General features: G+C 68.9%; 22 protein-coding genes. 13 read left to right on the top strand and 9 right to left on the bottom strand.

Features of this window, described 5'->3' with window-relative positions:
• Positions 1 to 6: 6 nt before the first annotated feature.
• From QSK15_RS29165 to QSK15_RS29150, 4 genes are all read right to left on the bottom strand, one after another.
• Complete coding sequence (locus QSK15_RS29165) at positions 7 to 843, bottom strand: carbohydrate ABC transporter permease (RefSeq protein ID WP_030328686.1); 837 nt, start codon at positions 841 to 843, stop codon at positions 7 to 9.
• A gap of 1 nt (position 844) precedes the next feature.
• Entirely contained in the window at positions 845 to 1828 is a 984-nt protein-coding gene (locus QSK15_RS29160) for a carbohydrate ABC transporter permease (protein ID WP_285797252.1), read from the bottom strand.
• The gene (locus tag QSK15_RS29155) at positions 1825 to 3111 is read right to left on the bottom strand and encodes an ABC transporter substrate-binding protein (RefSeq protein WP_285797251.1); all 1287 of its coding nucleotides are present in this window, start codon (positions 3109 to 3111) and stop codon (positions 1825 to 1827) included. Before QSK15_RS29155 ends, QSK15_RS29160 begins: the two co-directional genes overlap by 4 nt.
• 620 nt (positions 3112 to 3731) lie before the next feature.
• Positions 3732 to 4031 (bottom strand): flavin reductase, encoded by a 300-nt coding sequence (locus QSK15_RS29150; RefSeq protein WP_279519590.1) that lies wholly within the window; start codon positions 4029 to 4031, stop codon positions 3732 to 3734.
• A 235-nt stretch (positions 4032 to 4266) separates the two neighbouring features.
• On the opposite strand from QSK15_RS29150, the gene QSK15_RS29145 reads away from it, so the two are divergent.
• From QSK15_RS29145 to QSK15_RS29125, 5 genes are all read left to right on the top strand, one after another.
• The gene (locus tag QSK15_RS29145) at positions 4267 to 5067 is read left to right on the top strand and encodes a helix-turn-helix domain-containing protein (RefSeq protein WP_285797250.1); all 801 of its coding nucleotides are present in this window, start codon (positions 4267 to 4269) and stop codon (positions 5065 to 5067) included.
• Complete coding sequence (locus QSK15_RS29140; RefSeq protein WP_285797600.1) at positions 5061 to 5243, top strand: DUF397 domain-containing protein; 183 nt, start codon at positions 5061 to 5063, stop codon at positions 5241 to 5243. Before QSK15_RS29145 ends, QSK15_RS29140 begins: the two co-directional genes overlap by 7 nt.
• 250 nt (positions 5244 to 5493) lie before the next feature.
• On the top strand, positions 5494 to 6198 hold the full coding sequence (locus QSK15_RS29135; protein WP_285797249.1) for a VOC family protein: 705 nt from the start codon (positions 5494 to 5496) through the stop codon (positions 6196 to 6198).
• Positions 6199 to 6383: 185 nt separating this feature from the next.
• Positions 6384 to 6815: a RusA family crossover junction endodeoxyribonuclease gene (locus QSK15_RS29130; RefSeq protein ID WP_285797248.1), complete on the top strand. Its 432-nt coding sequence runs from the start codon at positions 6384 to 6386 to the stop codon at positions 6813 to 6815.
• 47 nt (positions 6816 to 6862) lie between these two features.
• Positions 6863 to 7138: a hypothetical protein gene (locus QSK15_RS29125; RefSeq protein ID WP_030491206.1), complete on the top strand. Its 276-nt coding sequence runs from the start codon at positions 6863 to 6865 to the stop codon at positions 7136 to 7138.
• 14 nt (positions 7139 to 7152) lie between these two features.
• Here the strand turns inward: QSK15_RS29125 and QSK15_RS29120 are convergent, their stop codons facing one another.
• The 3 genes from QSK15_RS29120 to QSK15_RS29110 all read right to left on the bottom strand — a co-directional run bounded on the left by QSK15_RS29120 (position 7153) and on the right by QSK15_RS29110 (position 9738).
• The gene (locus QSK15_RS29120) at positions 7153 to 7938 is read right to left on the bottom strand and encodes a L,D-transpeptidase family protein (RefSeq protein ID WP_285797247.1); all 786 of its coding nucleotides are present in this window, start codon (positions 7936 to 7938) and stop codon (positions 7153 to 7155) included.
• A 413-nt stretch (positions 7939 to 8351) separates the two neighbouring features.
• Positions 8352 to 9062 (bottom strand): HAD family hydrolase, encoded by a 711-nt coding sequence (locus QSK15_RS29115; protein ID WP_285797246.1) that lies wholly within the window; start codon positions 9060 to 9062, stop codon positions 8352 to 8354.
• 97 nt (positions 9063 to 9159) lie between these two features.
• The gene (locus QSK15_RS29110; RefSeq protein ID WP_285797245.1) at positions 9160 to 9738 is read right to left on the bottom strand and encodes a TetR/AcrR family transcriptional regulator; all 579 of its coding nucleotides are present in this window, start codon (positions 9736 to 9738) and stop codon (positions 9160 to 9162) included.
• Between the two features lie 179 nt (positions 9739 to 9917).
• Here QSK15_RS29110 and QSK15_RS29105 point away from each other — a divergent pair, with 179 nt between their 5' ends.
• Positions 9918 to 11120: a low temperature requirement protein A gene (locus QSK15_RS29105; protein WP_285797244.1), complete on the top strand. Its 1203-nt coding sequence runs from the start codon at positions 9918 to 9920 to the stop codon at positions 11118 to 11120.
• 39 nt (positions 11121 to 11159) lie between these two features.
• On the opposite strand, the gene QSK15_RS29100 is transcribed toward QSK15_RS29105, so the two are convergent.
• Positions 11160 to 12074: an RNA polymerase sigma-70 factor gene (locus tag QSK15_RS29100; RefSeq protein WP_285797243.1), complete on the bottom strand. Its 915-nt coding sequence runs from the start codon at positions 12072 to 12074 to the stop codon at positions 11160 to 11162.
• Between the two features lie 158 nt (positions 12075 to 12232).
• On the opposite strand from QSK15_RS29100, the gene QSK15_RS29095 reads away from it, so the two are divergent.
• Positions 12233 to 12616: a DoxX family protein gene (locus tag QSK15_RS29095; RefSeq protein WP_285797242.1), complete on the top strand. Its 384-nt coding sequence runs from the start codon at positions 12233 to 12235 to the stop codon at positions 12614 to 12616.
• A gap of 52 nt (positions 12617 to 12668) precedes the next feature.
• Complete coding sequence (locus QSK15_RS29090) at positions 12669 to 13058, top strand: hypothetical protein (protein ID WP_285797241.1); 390 nt, start codon at positions 12669 to 12671, stop codon at positions 13056 to 13058.
• A gap of 48 nt (positions 13059 to 13106) precedes the next feature.
• Here QSK15_RS29090 and QSK15_RS29085 read toward each other — a convergent pair whose 3' ends face one another.
• Positions 13107 to 13781 (bottom strand): hypothetical protein, encoded by a 675-nt coding sequence (locus QSK15_RS29085; protein ID WP_285797240.1) that lies wholly within the window; start codon positions 13779 to 13781, stop codon positions 13107 to 13109.
• A 455-nt stretch (positions 13782 to 14236) separates the two neighbouring features.
• On the opposite strand from QSK15_RS29085, the gene QSK15_RS29080 reads away from it, so the two are divergent.
• From QSK15_RS29080 to QSK15_RS29060, 5 genes are all read left to right on the top strand, one after another.
• The gene (locus QSK15_RS29080; RefSeq protein ID WP_285797239.1) at positions 14237 to 15385 is read left to right on the top strand and encodes an amidase domain-containing protein; all 1149 of its coding nucleotides are present in this window, start codon (positions 14237 to 14239) and stop codon (positions 15383 to 15385) included.
• A gap of 113 nt (positions 15386 to 15498) precedes the next feature.
• Positions 15499 to 15801 carry a hypothetical protein gene (locus QSK15_RS29075; RefSeq protein ID WP_285797238.1) on the top strand — a complete coding sequence of 101 codons (303 nt, stop codon included), beginning with the start codon at positions 15499 to 15501 and terminating at the stop codon, positions 15799 to 15801.
• A complete protein-coding gene (locus QSK15_RS29070) occupies positions 15798 to 16364 on the top strand; it encodes a hypothetical protein (protein ID WP_285797237.1) in 567 nt (188 codons plus the stop codon). The genes QSK15_RS29075 and QSK15_RS29070 overlap by 4 nt, the downstream gene beginning before the upstream one ends.
• Before the next feature lie 125 nt (positions 16365 to 16489).
• The gene (locus tag QSK15_RS29065; protein WP_285797236.1) at positions 16490 to 17380 is read left to right on the top strand and encodes a hypothetical protein; all 891 of its coding nucleotides are present in this window, start codon (positions 16490 to 16492) and stop codon (positions 17378 to 17380) included.
• Between the two features lie 83 nt (positions 17381 to 17463).
• Positions 17464 to 17925: a MerR family transcriptional regulator gene (locus QSK15_RS29060; protein WP_285797235.1), complete on the top strand. Its 462-nt coding sequence runs from the start codon at positions 17464 to 17466 to the stop codon at positions 17923 to 17925.

The following is a 17925-nucleotide window of genomic DNA, read 5'->3' as shown; positions in this document are numbered from 1 at the left end:
ACTCACCTATCCCTTGACTGCGCCGGAGGTCAGACCGGACACGATGCGACGCTGGAAGAAGAGGACGAACAGGATGATCGGTACGGTGATCACCACGGCGGCGGCGCAGATCGCCCCGGTCGGATCCTCGAACTGCGACTCGCCGGTGAAGAACGACAGCGCGACCGGCACCGTACGGGCGCGTTCGGTGGAGGTCAGCGTGATGGCGAAGAGGAAGTCGTTCCAGCAGAAGATGAAGACCAGGATCGCCGTGGTGAACAACCCGGGCGCGGCCAGTGGCGCGATCACCCGCCGGAACGCCTGCCCCTGGGTGGCGCCGTCCATCTTCGCGGCCTTCTCCAGGTCCCAGGGGATCTGCTTGAAGAACGCCGACAGCGTGTAGATCGCCAGCGGCAGCGCGAAGGTGATGTACGGCAGGATCAGCCCCGGCCAGGTGTCGAAGAGGCCGAGCTGACGCTCGATCTCGAACAGCGGCGACACCAGTGACACCTGCGGGAACATCGCGATCAGCAGGGAGACGCCGACCAGCAGTTTCTTGCCGGGGAAGTCCAGCCGGCTGATCGCGTACGCGGCCATCGCGCCGAGCACCACAGCGATCAGCGTGGCGATCAACGCGATGCCGATCGAGTTGATCAGTGCCCGGACGAACTGGTCGGTGTCGAAGATGGTCCGGTAGTTGTCGAGCGTCCATTCCCGGGGGATGAAGTTCCCGTCGGTGAGGGTGGCCGGCGTCTTGAACGACAGCGACGCGATCCACAGCACCGGGACCAACGCGAAGACGACCACAAGGACGTCGAGCAGACCCCAGCGCAGCTTCGCCCGGGTGGTGGTTTCGACAGCCATGTCAGCGCCTCTCTCCGTCGTCGCTACCCGGGGCAGCGGTGCCGAACAGCTTCACGAAGACGAACGCGATGATCGCCACGGTGATGAAGATCAGCACCGACATCGTCGAGCCGATGCCGAGGTTGAGGCCCCGGATCAGGTTGTTGTAGGCGAGCATCGACACCGACGACGTCTCGTTGCCTCCGGCGGTCAACACGAAGATGTTGTCGAAGACCCGGAACGCGTCCAGGGTGCGGAACAGCAACGCGACCAGGATCGCCGGCTTCATCACCGGCAGCATCACCTTGGTGAACTTCTGCCAGGCGGTCGCGCCGTCGGTGGAGGCCGCCTTGAGCAGGTCCTCCGGCACCAACGCCAACCCGGCCATCAGCAGCAGCGCCATGAACGGGGTGGTCTTCCAGATCTCCGCGAGCATGATGATCGCCAGCGAGCTGGCCCGCTCGGTCAGCGGCGCGCCGTCGCTGAACAGGTTGGCCAGGTAGCCGGTGCCGGGCGTCCAGGCGTACCGCCAGGAGAACGCGGCGACCACCGTGACGATCCCGTACGGGATCAGCGCCGAGGTCCGGACCAGGCCGCGCCCGATCAGGGTGCGGTGCATGATGATCGCCAGGCCCATGCCGAGCACCAGCTCGACGGCTACGGTGACCACCGTGATCAGCATGGTCACCCCGAACGCGGTCCACCAGAACTCGTTGGTGAGCACCGTGACGTAGTTCTCCAACCCGATGAACTCACGCTGGTCGGGGAAGCGAAGGTCGAAGCGCTGCAACGACAGCCAGACCGAGTAGATGATCGGGTACGCGGTCACCGCGATCATGACCAGCGCGGCGGGCGCGCAGAGCAGCAGGCCGAGCCGGCGTTCGGCTTTCTTGTTCTCGCTCAGTGGGGGCTTGCGACGGCCGCCCCGCTGGGTGGGCACGGTGGCGGTGGTACGGGTCTCCTCGGCGGCGACGTCCGCACCGGCGGGTGTGGCGTTGACGCTCATGGGAGCACCCCCTTCGACTGGAGGGCGTCGGCGATGGCGTCGCGCAGCTCGTCGGCGGTCTGCTGCGGGCGGATCCCGGACGGCGGCGACAGGATCGCCGACATCACCGTGGAGATGCTCTGGTACGCGGGGGTCAGCGGACGCGTCGCCGGCTCCTTCAGCTCCTCCAGGATGGTGTCCTTCATCGGGTACGCCTCGGTCATCTCCGGGTCGTCGAAGACCGCCTCGATGGTGGGCGGCACGCCGTCGTTGATGGCGGAGAACTTCTGGTGCTCGGCGCTGCGGATGCACCGGGCCGCCTCGAAGGACTGCTCAGGGTGCTTGGAGTAGGAGCTGACCGCCAGGTTGACCCCACCGATGGTGACCTTGCTGGGGGTGCCCTCGTCGATGCCCGGGATCCGCGCCCAGCCGACCTGCTTGGCCAGCTCCGGGCTCGCCTCCTGCAAAGCCGGGTAGACGAACGGCCAGTTCACCTGGAACGCGCCGGCGCCGGACTGGAACTCCAGCCGGACCGGGTCCTCGGTGGCGTTGCTGAACGACGGCGATGTCACGCCCGACGTGGCGAACGTCTTCAGCTGCTCCAACGCCCGGACGGTGCCCTGGTCCATCACGGCCTGGGTGCCGTCGTCGTTGAGGATCTTCCCCCCGGCGCTCTCGGCGAGGGTGTTGTAGAGGACGACCAGACCCTCGTACTGGGCGCCCATGGTGAGCACCTGGTACGGCTTGCCCTGCTCCTTGAGCTGCTGGGCCGCGCTGATCATCTGGTCCCAGGTGGTCGGCGGCTGCGGCACCAGGTCCTTGCGGTACCAGAGCAGCTGGACGTTGGTGTTCTTCGGCGCCGCGTACAGCTTGTCCTCGTACCGGGCGGTGGCCAGCGGTCCGGCGAGGGTGCCCTGCTCGACCTCGGCCTTGTCCTGGCCGGTCCACTCACGGATCCAGTCGGCGCTGGCGAACTCCTGGGTCCAGGTGACGTCCAACCCGAGCAGGTCCATCCCGCTGTCCTCGGCGGCGAGGCGGCGCACCATCTGCACCCGCTGGTCGTCGGCCTGCCGGGGCAGCACCCGGTAGGCGATCTCGTACCGCCCCTGGGCCTGCGCGTTGCAGTCGTCGACGACCTTCTGCAGGTTCTGCTCGGGCGGGTAGTACAGGTTGATCGTCGGTGGGCCACCCGCGTCGTCAGCGCCGCACGCGGCCAGCGGCGCGACGAGTGCCAACGCGGCAGCCGCCGCGCCCAGCCGAACAACCGGCCGGCGTCGGTGTCGAGCCGTTTCGGGGTCCGTCATCGCCCTCCCCCTCTCCTCGGCGAAAGACCGGGGGAAGGGCATCCGTGCCCCGGCGCACGGCGAGCCGATTCCGAGCCGGCAAGCTGCGGAAACGCCGGCGCGAACGCTCTGTAGCGGCTACTCTGCCCCAGCCGTGAAGCCACGAAACCTGGCTGTCACAGCGAGAGCCCGGCCGCCCCTGCCCGCGCCGCCGCCAGGTGCGTGATCAACTCGCCTTCCGGGACGAGCCGCCCCGAACGGCACATGATCAACTGGGCTTCCCGGACCGACCGGTGTGTGATCAACTCGCCTTCCTGAAAGTCGGGCCATCACCGCACCAGGGAAGCCCCGCTTTCCTGAAAGCCGAGTCGATCACGCCGGGGACAGCGCTCCCGGACAACGGGCGGGCCCAGATGACGGGCCGGCCCGAGGACGACAACGCCGGCCCGCGGACGACGACGCCGGCCCGAGGACGACGACACCGGCCCGAGGACGACGACACCGGCCCGAGGACAACGACACCGGCCCGAGGACAACGACACCGGCCCGCGGACAACGACACCGGCCCGCGGACAACGACACCGGCCCGCGGACAACGACGCCGGCCCGAACACCCCAGCCCGAAGACGGCGGGTCGGGGGTCAACCGCGGGCCCTCGCCCAGGAGAGGAAGCGCTCGGTCATCCGGGCCGGCGGATGATCCGGGTGAAGCTGGGTGAGCTGGCTCGTCGCCTCGTGCATCAGGGTGCCGAGGTAGATCAACAGCGCGGTCCGGTTGGTCCGGTACTCCGTCAGCAGGGCGAGCTTGGCCGGTTGGCAGGGCCACTCGGTGCCACAGTTCCGGCACCGCCACAGCGGGCGCATGGCGACGTGCGGGACGGGCGGCCGGACGACCATCACCACCGCCACCGCACCGCGCGCTGCTGGCCTGTCGGGCTCCACACATCGACCTCCTTCAGGGGGAAGGGGCCGCTCTCGCAAGGGGGGAACGAGAGCGACCCCCGGGGCAGGGGCCCGCCGCCGCCACTGCGGCCACCAGCGGACCCGCCACTGGTGACAGTGTGGTGATGAGGCGACTACCGTCGATACGTGCTCGCGTCATCCGTGCAGCTCAGCGGCCCAGGCGAGCACCCATGAGGGACGCGCCGAGCCAGACTGAGCGAAGGTTGGGGAATCGATGGGGACAGTCACCGACTACGTGCTGGACGAACTGCGCCTGTTCCGGGCGGATACGGGGCTCAGTCAGGAAGACTTCGGGCGGGGCATCGGTTACTCGGGTTCGCACGTCAGTTCGGTGGAGACCGGCGGCCGACCGCCGACGAAGGAGTACATGCGGGCGGTCGACACCCGTCATCAGACCGGCGGGCGTTTCCTGCGCATGCTGGACGGGTTGGCCCGGCTCGATGCCGAGCCGGCCTGGCTGCGCGAGTGGATCGAGTTCGAGCGGGAGGCGACCACGCTGCGCTGGTTCGAGTTGGCGTACGTGCCGGGCCTGCTCCAGACCGAGCGGTACGCTCGCGCAACGCTCGCCGGTGGTCGGTTCGACGCCGAGGACGTGGACCGGATCGTCGCCTCCCGGCTGGAGCGGCAGGCGATCCTGCACCGCCCGCGCCCGCCGCAGTTGATCGCCGTGCTGGACGAGGCGGTGCTGCGCCGGCCGGTGCTCGACCAGCCGGGCCTGATGGTCGAGCAGTGCGAGCACCTGGCCCAGTTGGCGGCGGTGGAGCATATCCAGGTGCACATCGTCCCGATGGATGCTGGGATGTACCTGGGGCTGGCCGGTCAGTTCATCATCGCCGAGATGCCCGACGGTGAGCGGGTGGCTCACGCCGACAACCAGCTCACCGCGCAGTTCGTCGACGCGTCGACGGACGTCGCTAAGCTGGCGAAGACGTGGGAGATCGTGCGGAACGAGGCGCTCCCCCGCCGGCAGTCAACCGAGCTGATCAAGGAAGTGGCGAAGTCATGGGCATGCTGACCCCACAGTGGCGCAAGTCGACCCGGTCCGGCGGCAACGGCGGGTCCTGCGTCGAGGTCGCCGACAATCTGCCGAGCGTGGTGCTGGTGCGCGACACCAAGGACCGCGACGGCGGCACCCTGCACGTCGACCCGGCGGCGTGGAAGGCGTTCGTCGCCTACGCCAAGCAGCACTGAACGCGAACTCGGAGATCTTGGACAGTTTCCGTCCGGGCAGAACGGAAACTGTCCAAGATCTACCCTGAAAGGTCTCACGACCGCCGGCAGTCGAAGCCGATGCCGCCCGCGCTGAGGCCGAGCAGCAGCCGACCGCCGGAGCCGAGCTGATCAAGCACTGACCCTGCCCCGACCGGCCGCCCGCGCCAGCGCTGACACGGCCCAGTGGCGCCTGCCCCACACTCGCCCCCGGACCAGGCATGCTGGAACCATGATCGCGCGCTTCAAGGACCTCTGTCTGGACGCCGACGACCCGCTGACGCTCGGCGGCTTCTGGGCCCGGATGCTCGACGGTGACGTGGCTGACGCCGGTGACGACGACACCCGGGTGGATCCGCGCTCGGCGCGCTCGGACGCCGAGTCGATCTGGGTGAACAAGGTGCCCGAGCCCCGGGTGGGCAAGACCCGCGTACACCTGGATCTGCGGTTGGCCGACGCGGACCCGGCGGCGCTGCTCGCCGCCGGTGCCCGCCTGCTGCGCAAACCGGGCGGCGACGCGACCTGGTGGGTGTTGGCCGACCCGGAAGGCAACGAGTTCTGCGCGTTCCCGGCCGGTGACGGCACCCGACCGGGCCCGTTCGAGCTGATCGTGGATTCGGTCGACCCAGCCGCCCAGGCGACCTGGTGGGCCGGCGTCGTCGGCGGCACCATCGAGTACGGGCCGACCGCCTCGTCGGTGTTCGGTGCGGCCGGGTTCCCCTGGGAGTACTGGGTGTTCGACGGGGTGCCCGAGCCCAAGACGGTCAAGAACCGCATGCACTGGGACGTCGAATTGGCCGACCCGGAGCCGACGGCGCTGATCGCGGCGGGCGCGACGCTGCTGCGGGAGCCGCTCGACGAGGCGCACTGGTGGTGGGTGCTGGCCGACCCGGAGGGCAACGAGTTCTGCGCCTTCGCACCGCAGCGCACCGGGTGAACGACCGACTACCGGGCGCGGGCGTCGTCGGCTAGCGTTTTCCTAGCGCCGCAGCCGGCGCGTTCGCCGCCGCCGTCGACACGCCTCCGGCCGACCCACGCCTGCCCGATCGGTTGGTAATCGCGGGAACGTCCCACCGCCGCTCCCCCGGTTCGGCAGGATCGTCCCAACGAGGAGGTGCCGTCGTGCAGGACACCCGCGCTCTCGCCCTGACATTCGAGGTGAGCGGCCTGCCACCGGTCAAGACCGAAGCGTTGTCCATCTTCGCCGCCGGGCATCGGCAGGCGACGAGGGTCCGCACCCTGCTCCAGGCCGCCCTCGGCGCGGCCCAGCGCACCGGCTGGACGCCGTTGCCCGGGCCGATCGAGGTGGACCTGGTGTTGCGCTGCCCGCCCGGGCACCGTACGTCCGACGCCAGCACCCTGCTCGGCGGCGTCTGCGCGGTGTTGCAGGACAAGAAGCGGGTGTCGAACATCGGCCTCACCCACCTCGGCGTCCTGGTGGACGTCGCCCTCTACGACGACGACCGGCAGATCCGCCGGTTGTCGTACCACGAGGAGCCGGCGGAGGACTTCTCATACCAGGTGCGGGTCGCCGCCGTACCGGACGGGGTTTGACCGGCGTCCGCGGTGGGGTACCGCGGACGCCGACGAAGGGAGCACCGATGTCGGAGCCACATGTCACGCTCGACCCCCGCGGGCTCGACCCTGTGCAGCAGAAGCTGCGCGGCCCGCTGGAAGAGCAGCTCACCTCGGCGCTTCAGGCGGCCACCGACCGGGTCCGCGCCGACTACGCGGGCGAACCGGTGGAACAGGTCTGCCAGCGACTGCTGGAGGAGACCCGCTCCGGGTTGCACCCCGACATCGCCGCCGGGTTCAACCCGGACATGGACGAGTTCTGCCGGGTGGCGGTGGCGATCGTCCGGCGCGAGGCCGGCTGAGCCCTCGGCGCCGCTCAGTACCGGCCGAGCTGGGCGTACGGGCTGAGCACGATGCGCGGTGACAGCGCCGGGTCCAGCCAGTTGAGCACGGCGACCAGGTGCCCGTGCGCGAGCGAGACGCAACCGGCAGTGGCGTTGCCGGCGCTGGTGCTGAACTGGTGCAGGAAGATTCCGCTGCCCTTGTTCGGCACCGGCTTCGGCACGTTCGGTGCCATGTTGTAGGTGATCACCGCGAAGTGCGTGTACGCGGGGACCTCCTTCCACAGAGCCTCGCTGGCACCGCCGGGGTTGCTCGCACTGTGCTGGAAGGTGTTGTAGAGCGACGACGACGGATTCTCGTTCCACCAGTCACCGCTGACCAACCGGTGGTAGGGGTATCGCACGCCCGGGTTGGCGGCGATGCCGTACATGGTCTGGCCGATCGAGTAGACGCCGGTCGGCGTGGTCGGCACCCCCTCCACGTGGTTGTCGCTGAAGCCCTTCGAGCCGATCCGGGCGGGCAACGGCGCCGAGGCCGGCTGCCAGCCGTTGCGGGCCCGCACGAACGTCTCCAGGGTGGCGTAGGTGGTGGTGTAGCTGCTCGCGCCGACGATGATCACCTGCTTCGTCTCCGTCGGCAGAGTGGTCAGTGCGCTGGCCCGGTTCTGGCGCTGCCGCCCCGGCCACTGTCGCTGCGTCGGGTCCGTGCCCCAGCCCGGCCGCAGCGGCCCGCCTGCACCGATCGCGGGCGCGGCCGGGGCGAGCACGGTCGGGGCGGCCAGACCTGCCGCCACACCGAGGAGGAAGGATCTGCGCTTCATGCCCGCCATCCTGACAGTTGAACGGACCGGCGGCCCGCCCCACTCGCCACTGTCGACGAATTCTCGCGGCGGGTCAGGACCGGGTCCGCAACTACCCGGCCCTGACCCCCGGCCGTCCGACAGGGGAGCGGACAGCTCCGGCACCCGCCGCGCGGGGCGTGGCACGACGCCACGCGCCAGAACGGGGTGAGCCGGCCCACTCCGCACTCAGCTCCACGGTGCTCACCCGCCGAACGCCGGCGCGCCCCCGGCACACCCCGAAAGGCCGTGAGCGCCGGACCAGGTTAGGTGGGCTCCGACCGGCCGGACAAGCCGCGTCGGACGACCGGAGGCAGGACTTATCCCACTGTGAAAATCGGGCAGGTCGGCGTAACACGACCATGATCGCGGACGCTGTTGGGATTCCCGGACGGTCAGAAGTGCCGCAGCAGGTCACGGAACGCGGCGAGCCGCAGCACCCCGTCGTCGGTCGGGTCCAGCTCGTCGTCCTCCAGCACCCACGTGTTCGCGTTCGGAATGAACACCGCGTTCAACCCGGCCGCCCGTGCCGGCAGGATGTCGGACTTCGGGGAGTTGCCGATCATCCACGCTCCGGCCGGCGCGAAGCCGTGCTCCCGGGTCAGCCACCGGTACGTGTCGACGTTCTTCTCGGCGACGATGTGCGCGGCCCCGAAGTGGTGCAGCAGGCCACAGGCGTCCAGCTTGCGTTGCTGCTCCTCCTGGTCACCCTTGGTCAGCAGCAGCAGCTCGTGCCGGCCGGCCAGCTCGTCGAGCGCATCGGCCACCCCGGGCATCAGCTCCACCTGGTGCTCGACGAGGGCCACCGCCAACCGGTCGATCTCCTGGCGTTCGCTTTCGGTGGCCGGTCGCTCGCGCAGCCGCTCCAGACACTCGGCCAGGCTGCGCAGGAAGACCTTGCTGCCGTACCCGTGCGCCACCGCGTTGGCCCGTTCGATGTCGTCGAGGACGGCCCGCAGCTCGGCCCGGTCCAGGGTGGGGTGGTCCAGCCAGCCCAGGAAGTCGTCGATCACCCGCTCGAAGACCACGTTGTTCTCCCACAACGTGTCGTCCGCGTCGAAGATCAGCACCTGCGCGTGCCGCCGCGCCTCCACACCGACCGTCATGCCATCCCCTCCCCGTGCCCACCGCCCGGCAGGCCGAGAGACAGGGTAGGCGGCAGACACCCGACAGAGCCCACGGTTTTCCGACCGGCGGGCGTGGTCACGGCCACCGCAGCAACCGCTGGGCGATCAACGCCTCGCGGTCCTCCTGCCCCTCGGGTCGGAGCCGGCCACCACGGGTGAGCATCACCACGCCGTGCAACAGGCTCCAACCCACCTCGGCGAGGGTGTCCGGATCCCGGCCCTCGGCCAGCGGGGTCAGGGCCGCCCGCAGCTCCGCGAAGACCGCCCGGGGGGCGGCCGGCACACCATCCGCGCCGAGGGCCAGGTCGGGGGTCAGCGCGAGCATCGCGTCATAGACCTCCGGATTCGTGTACGCGAAGTCGAGGTACGCGGTCGCGACGGCCGGCCAGACCCCCTCAGGGCTGCCGACGGTCTCCGCGTGCGCCTCGGCCAGATCGGCGGCCAGATCGGCGAAGGCACACACCGCGACGGCGGCGATCAGCGCCTCCAGGTCGGCGAAGTGCCGATAGATGTCACCCATGTCGATCTCGGTCCGTTCGGCGAGCCGTCGGGTGGTCACCCCCGACCAGCCCTCCGTCTCGGCCAGTTCTCGCGCGGCCGTGACGATGCGGTCACGCCGGTCCTGTTCAGCGGCCTTCTCGGCAGGTCCGGGCACGCACCCGAGCGTAAAGGCGCACACCCGTCGTAGCGGCCGGGTGACGGATTGGTGACTGTTGTGGTTGGCCGGGCGCCGTCCTCCCCGTGCCACCGTCGCCGCCCTGGCTCGTTAGGTGAGGAGATCACCACGACGGGAGGGCACGTGGTCGTACGGGGGCACCGACGCGTGGCGCGCCGATGAGGAGCACCAGCGACGTCCGTCTGCTCCGCGACGACGCCACCCGGCAGCGCGCGACCTTCCTGGAACTCTTCCTCGACCTGGTCTTCGTCTTCGCCCTCACCCGGATCTCCGCGCGGCTGATCGTCGACTTCACCGACGGCCACCGCGGCGTGTACGCGGGACTCGGCCAGGCGCTGCTGCTGTTCCTGGCGCTGTGGGCGATCTGGTCGGTGACGGTCTGGTCGACCAGTTGGCTGGACCCGGACGCCCCGATCATCCAGACCGTCATCATCATGACGTTGGTTGGTGCCATGACGATGGCCGTCGCCGTGCCCGACGGCTTCGGCGCGCGGGCCTCCCTCTTCGCCATCACCCTGGTGACCCTCCAGATCGGCCGGGTGGTGTATTTCCACCTCGCCGGGCACGGCCGGCCGGACCCGCACCAGTCCATCCGGATCCTGTTCTGGTTGGGCTTGAGCGCACCACTGTGGGTCGTCGGCGGCCTGGTCAACGACGGCACCGCCCGCGGCGCACTCTGGACCGTCGCGGTGCTGATCGACTACACCGGGCTGTTCCTCGGCTGGCCGACCCCCCGGCTCGGCGCGCGACGCATCGGCGTCCGGATGATCGCGGCCGAGCACCTGGCCGAGCGCTACCAGCAGTTCCTGCTCATCGCTCTCGGCGAGGCGATCTTCGTCATCGGGCTCGCCTTCAGCGGCAGCGAGTTCGACACCGATCAGACTGGTGGATTCGTCCTGGCGCTGGCGACCACCGTCCTGCTCTGGCGGATCTACTTCCACGTGGCGGGAGGAGTGTTGGGCACGGCCGTCGACCGCTCCCGCGACCCGGCCCGGCTGGCGACCGGCATGGCGTTCGCCCACATGGTCATGATCGCGGGAATCGTGCTGACCGGCGTCGGCTTCGAGTTGTTCATCACCGAACCGCTCGGGCACCTCCCGGCGGCCTGGCTCATCGCCATCCTCGGCGGCCCGGCGCTCTTCCTCATCGGGCGTTCCACCCTCGAATACCAGGTCTTCGCCCGGGTGTCCCGATCCCGGCTGGCCGGCCTGCTGGCCCTCGGCCTGCTGACGCCGGCAGCAGCGCACCTCCAGCCGCTCACCGCCGGCGCGGTCGCCGCCGTGGTGCTGCTCGGCGTGGCTGGCGCAGACACCCGACGCGCCCGCCGGCACCCACCGGAGACACCGTCGCCGCCGTTCTGACTCTGGCATTCGGTCAGTGCGGACACGATCGGGACGGCTTCAGCGGCGGAGGGTGGTTTCGCGCCGCACGTGCGACAACTTCTCCGGGTTGCGCACGGCGTAGACCCCAGTGATGAGACCGTCATCGATTCGCAGCGCGACGACGGTGTCGATTGCACCGTCGAGTCGCAGAATCAGCGCCGGGTGACCGTTGACCTCGGCGGGGTGCAGCGCCATGGTCTCGACCCGGACGTGGGTGCTGCACAGCAGGCGAGCCACCTTGTCGGCACCGATGATGGGCCGCAACACCGCCTGCTTGACCCCGCCACCATCGCCGAGGAGCACGGCATCCGGCGCGAGCACGTCGAGCAGGCCCTGCACGTTGCCGGTCTCCAGGGCCACCCGGAACGCCGTGAGCACCCGCCGGCTCTCGTCCGGCGACACCACGCCACGAGGCCGGCGCGCGGCAACGTGCGCCCGCGCCCGGTGGGCGATCTGACGGACGGCGGCCGGACTCCTGTCGACCGCCTCGGCGATCTCGTCGTACGCAAGATCGAAGACCTCGCGGAGGACGAACACCGCACGCTCGGTCGGCGCAAGTGTCTCCAACACCAGCAGCACCGCCATCGAGACGCTCTCGGCGAGTTCGATGTCCTCGGCGACGTCGGGTGCGGTCAGCAGTGGCTCCGGCAACCAGGGGCCGACGTACGACTCCCTGCGCCGGCCGACCGCCCGGAGCCGGTTGAGCGACAGTCGGGTGGTGATCCGGACCAGGTAGGCCCGCTGGTCCCGCACCGCCGGAAGATCCACGTCCGCCCACCGCAGCCAGGTCTCCTGGAGTACGTCCTCCGCGTCGGCGGCCGAGCCGAGCATCTCGTACGCGACGGTGAAGAGCAGGTTTCGGTGGGCGACGAACGCGTCGACAGCGGACTGTCCGTTGCCGTCCGCGCTGATGTTTCCGCCCTCGGCATCCATGCGTCCTCCAGTGTCGTCGGTCTCGGCCGCGTCGCCCATCAGACACCGGCCGCCCACCTCCTGTGACGCCCGACGCCGGTGCTACTCGTCACTCGGCGGGTTGTCACAGCGCGCCGACCGGCGGTGTCTCCTGTGCGACCCGACGAGGAGGAAATCCCATGAATCTGGCTCTGTGGATCGCTGCCGGACTGCTGGCCGCGGTCGCCCTGGCCGGCGGCATCACCAAGACGTTCGTACCCAAGGAGAGGTTGGCCGCGACCACCGGCGGAGGGTGGACCGCCGGTGCCAGCGTCGGCTTCGTCAAGACCCTCGGGGTCCTCGAACTCCTGGCCGCGGCCGGTCTCCTGCTGCCCGCCGTGCTGGACGTCGCGCCGGTGCTGGTGCCGGTGACCGCCATCTGCTGGGTCCTGCTGATGATCGGCGCGATGATCACCCATCTGCGCCACGACGAGGCGACGTTCGTCGGGGTGAATCTGGTCTACCTCGCGGTGGCAGCCTTCGTGGCCTGGGGTCGACTCGGACCCGAGTCCTTCCTCGGCTGACCGGAGGCCACTGCTGCCCAACTGTCCGACCGTGTCCCGCTATCCTCGCGCGATGACGTCCCGGACCACGATGCGAAGACGTACGAAGCACGTCCTCGTGGCCGGGGCCGTCACGCTGAGCTTGCTGTCGTGCCTATGGGTTCTGTGGTTCCTGTGGCTGCAGGTGTTCAGCACCGAGGGAGCGTTGCCACCGATGTCACGGATGCCGGAGGTGCCCGCCGGAGCGACGGTCACCGAAGAGAGCATGGAATGCGCCTCCGGTGGGTGCTGGCGCACGATCACCGTGGCGCCCGCGGCGGGCCAGTCCCCGCAGGACCTGGCCCGCGCGATGGGCCTCGCCGAGGAGCAGACCCTGCCGCCGACCCTGTTCGACCCGATGTCTGTCTACCTGGGGGCCAAACCCAAAGATGGCGAGCTGATCGTCTACCTCGGCTACCAGTGATCGCCAGGGCGGGATGCTCCGGCTGAGGATACCGCAGCGACAAGCCACTCATCTCACCCGCGCGCCTCGCACCGATCGCCCGCCGACCCGCTGTGACACCACGTCGGGCCGGAGGGAGTCGACCGGTCCTCGGGACCAACGGCTGTCGTACGAGCCGGGCGTCACCATGCCGCCTGCGGTGGCGGCCGCCACCACTGCCTCCTTCTTCCAGCCCTGCCCGCGCTTGTAGGTGGGGACGTCGCTCCTGCCGACCCGCAGCTTCGTGACGAGGTAGTCGATCTGCGCGTCGACAGCTCTCGGGGTGACCGGCATGTCGAGACGGGCCAGACGCCGGGCGACCTCGGACGACGTCGGTAGCGGGACGTTGTGCCCGTACCGCAGGCGTGGCTCGCAGAGGGCGAGCAACACGGCGAAGTAGACGGTGCTGGTCACCATCGGCCGCATGCCGTTGCCGTTGGTCCACTGCGGGCAGGCGAGAGATTCCCAGGACCTGACCGGTCGCGGCCCGGAGACGGCGAGCAAGGGCTGACGGTCGACGTCAGTCGCGATCTCCGCCAGCTCGAACTCGATGACGGCCCGGACCCGACCTGGCCGAACGACGACGAGGTCGGCCGGTGAGTCCTGATCGGAAACGATCAGGGTGCAGTTGTCGCTCAGGTTGCCGAGTCGCCAATGGTCGTCGTACGCCTCCACCCTCCCGACCACCGGAACCTTCGAAGTCATGATCCGGATGTCGAAGGGACACGCATCGCACAGACAGTGGCCGAACACCGCAGCATGATTCGGAGCCAGCCCGATTAGATCGTTTTGTAGGTGGATCTGGACGTGTGCAATTCCTCCGCGCATCTCAGTCAACCCCCCGTACGGCTCGGTCCACCGTAGGCGAACCGGGACAGCGGTAACATCGTCTCTTCGTACGACCGACCATTCGAGATGACGTATTCGTGACACAGGCGGCATGACTCCGGTCGGGCAGGCGACACTTCGATGACATCGAGCACCGACACTAGAGCAGAACGATCACAGTCATCGTGCCGCTTATCAGGGAAATACTCTCCCCGCAACCCTGTGACGTCGCGGATTGCCCTCCGGACGTTTCTTCGCGACCTTCTGACAAGAAGTCCGACAGGCAAGCAGTGGCCTGTCGGTTCGTCCAGCTATCGGGGGAGCACGTGTCGATGAGACGTAGATCAGTATTGGGCGCCGGAGCGCTGGGAGCGATCGGGCTGGTCCTGCCGGGCGCGGCAGCCGCGGTCGCGGCGCCGACCGGGGCGGTGGCGGGGAACGAGGAGATCGAGGCCGTTCTGCGGGCGCACTTCGGCGAACGCGCCTCGTGGGTGACGGCGGCGCCGCCCAAGACCGCCGGGCAGACGGCGATCGGCGCGCTGCGACAGTCGGCCGGTGCGACCGCCGACCGGCTCGCTGGTGTCCGTGCCTGGCTCGATTCGCTGCACGGTGGATACCGGCGCGCCATCACCGCGGTGCACGTCTCCGACCTGGTCGTGGAGGGCGCTCGGGCGACGGCGACGGTGACCGAGCAGACCGACCTGGTGTTCAACGTGCCGGGAAGCTCCGACCGCCAGACCTACCGGGCGGAGCATCGGGTGGAACTGCACGCGTCGGGTGGTCAGTGGTACGTGGCCGCGACGGCCTACCAGTGGACGAACGTCTTCTCCGTGCCGGTCACCCAGTTCGAGGACGAGCTCGATCTGGCGTTCCAGGCGGAGAAGGCGAGGTACGCCGAGAAGGCCGCCCGGGCAGGCGTGCCCGCCGCCAACCGGCAGCCCTCATCGACAGCCGTCACCTCGACGCTGCCGCGCGAGCGCTCGTCGGATGCCGTCGCGCTGGCCTACAACTACGCCAACATGGTCAGCTACGCCAGGAGTTGGGCGCTGGGCCGCAATCCGGCCTATCCCAGCTATTCCGACGACTGCACGAGCTTCATCTCGCAGTCCATGAGGGCGGGCGGTTGGGCGACGGTCGGCTCGTACCCGCTGAGCAGCCGGAGCAGCAATTCGAACTGGTGGTACGGGTCGTACGCCAGCACCTCCAGCTACACCTGGGGAGGCGCCGAAAACTGGTACTGGTTCGCGCGGAACTCCGGTCGCGCCAGGAGTATCGGCGTCTATCAGATGCTGGGCGCCGATGTCCTCCAGTACGATTTCGACTTCGACGGCAACATCAGTCACACCCAGATCTGCACCGGCACAAATTCGGCGGGTCCGCTCATGACGCAGCACGGCTCCGACTACCGGGACAAGCCGTTGAATGAGATTCTTTCCAATCCGACCAACGCCAACGCTTGGAAGTATGCTCACCGGACATGAGGCGGAAAAGGTGGATCATTGTCGGTGGCATGGTCGCGGTATGCCTGGTGATCGGGACGATTCTGACTCTTCGTCTCGCCGGTCCGGGTGGCGCCGCCTCACCCGAGGCGGCCGTGGCCGACTACGTCACCGCACTGCACGACCGCGATCGCGGAAAGCTCGCCGACATCGCGGCTCCTGACACAGACTCGTCCGCCGAGATAAGCCGGCGGCTCAGCGAACTCGGTGGCGGTCGTCTCGTCGTGTCGGACCGCCGATTCGACACGACGACGTCTGATGCCGAGGTTCGCGCGACCCTCTCCGGACAGTTGGACGGGTCGCCGTACTCCGACGTCATCTGGCTGCGTCGCATCGACGACGCCTGGTTCGTCGCCCTGGGACCTCACCGGAACTCGAATCCGAAAGGCGCGTCATGAGAGGAAAGAAGTGTGCACTCGTGGCCGGGACGCTGGTCGCGTGGCTGCTCGCGGTGCCCGGGACGGCTCAGGCGGCGCCCGTTGACGAGCCCGCCGCACCGGCCCTGACCGTCGAACAGACTCCGGTCACGGTCCGGACCATGGTCTCCGCTCCCGAATCGATCACGGTTGACGAGTTCCTGAAGCGCCGGGCCGCCTCGGCGCGGGCGCTCCCCATCGCGGACCCGCTGGCCATGGCAGCGTCGAGCTGCAGCAGTTACAGCGTCACCCGGCTGGCCGAGAACGCGTTCGGGGGCGACCTCTACAAGCTCACGCTGCGCGTCGACTGGTGTTACAACGGCTCCTCGGTGTGGGGAGCCAGCGGTGGCTGGAGCTACTCCACCGGTTACGGCTGGTCGTTCGACAAGTGGACCAACTCCCCCAACACCTACTACGTCGGCAACACCGAGGCGCACACGGTCGGTCAGGCGAAGTTCTGTATCAGTTGGTGCGCCGGCACGGGCCACCTCGGTCACGATGTCTACGGGAACCGGAGCGGCGGCACTGGTTACCGCAACATCTGACGCCCGGCCCTGATCCCTCCGGAACCCAGGTTCCAGGGGGATCAGGGCCGGCCTCATTGCGACATAGACAGGTCGACACGGACTGATACGCTGCTTCGCCTCAGCCCTCAAGGAGAAGCAGCCCCGTGAAGAAACTGTCGAGCGTCGCGTCCGTGCTCGCCCTCTCCATCGGTATCGCCGTCGCCCCGGCGGCCGCTGCCTTCGCCGCTACCGACCGGAGCGGCGCGGAACGGCTGAACATCCCGAACAGCAGTGCGTGCAAGGCCGGCCGCACGGTCATGCAGGGCATGGTGGCGGGGCCCGGCGGTCAGCTCTACATCATCTTCACGAAGGCGGCCGGCGCGGAGCCGGTCCTGTCCCGGTGGCTGCGTGACGGCTCGACCTGGGACGGCGCCAGCTGGGTCTGCGCCGGGGCCCCCACCTCCATCCCGACACTCGGCCACGGCAACGACCTCGCCTACAACGCGAACTACCTGGGGCAGGGCCCGGCCTTGATCGCCACTCAGGGAAGCCAGTCCGCGTTCCTGAGCGACAAGGTGACGATCATTCGCCTGAACGCCAACGGAACTGTCGGCACAACCAGCGAGGTGCGGCTGCCGATCGGCAACATCAGCGGCCTCTGCTACAGCGCCACGGCTGCCGGCGGGGCCGGCAAGTACGCGGCCCGCCGGTTGGGCAGTCTGTGGACCCATCCCGGCGCTGGCGCGCTCACCAGTGGATGGACGCTGGTCAAGAGCAACCTGACGAGTCACGACAATCGTTCGGACCAGGGCATCGACTGCTCCGAGAACTACATCTGGAACACCAAGTCGATCAACACCTCAACGCCCACCACGGGGTGGAACTGGGTATACCAGTACAACTGGTCCGGGGGCGACGTGGAGAGCGACATCGGCATCCCGGGCAACAACCTGACCGACGAGATCGAAGATGTCACCCACGTCGGCAGCGAGTTCTTCGTCGGCATCAACCGCAACGACGGGCTGGCCGACACCGTGAAGGTGCTCACCGAGTAGGTCCGAGCTGCTCGGATCCTGCTCGCTGTCACTCCGATCACATCGTTTGACTTGAAGCGCTTGAAGTTGGGGACGCTTCAGTCATGGCAGCGACGAAGGCGGATCGGGAGCGGACAGAACCACCCCTGACCATCCAGGAGATGGCCCAACGGTCGGGCTTCAGTGAGCCGACGCTGCGGTACTACGAGAAGGTCGGCCTGCTCGGCCCGGTCGCGCGCGACGACAGCAGCGGTCACCGCCGCTACCACGCCGCGCTCGCCGAACGCGTCGACGCCCTGGCCTGCCTTCGGTCGTCCGGGATGAGCGTCGCCGAGATGCGCCGCTACCTGACGCTCTTGGACGAGGGCGGTCGCTCGGCTGCCGCCGAACAGCGCGACCTCTTCGCCCGGCACGCCGACCGTCTCTCCGCGGAGATCGAGCGCCTACGGGTCCGCCAGTCCTACATGCGCGGCAAAGCGGACATGTGGGACGCACGGTACCGGGGCGACACGAATGCCGAGGAACGCGCCATCGAGCAGGTCGAGCACGTTCTCCGCCACTTCTGA

It is taken from the genome of Micromonospora sp. NBRC 107095 (assembly GCF_030269705.1).
GTDB lineage: Bacteria > Actinomycetota > Actinomycetes > Mycobacteriales > Micromonosporaceae > Micromonospora > Micromonospora parva.
This window is presented reverse-complemented; position numbering and strand designations above follow the sequence as displayed.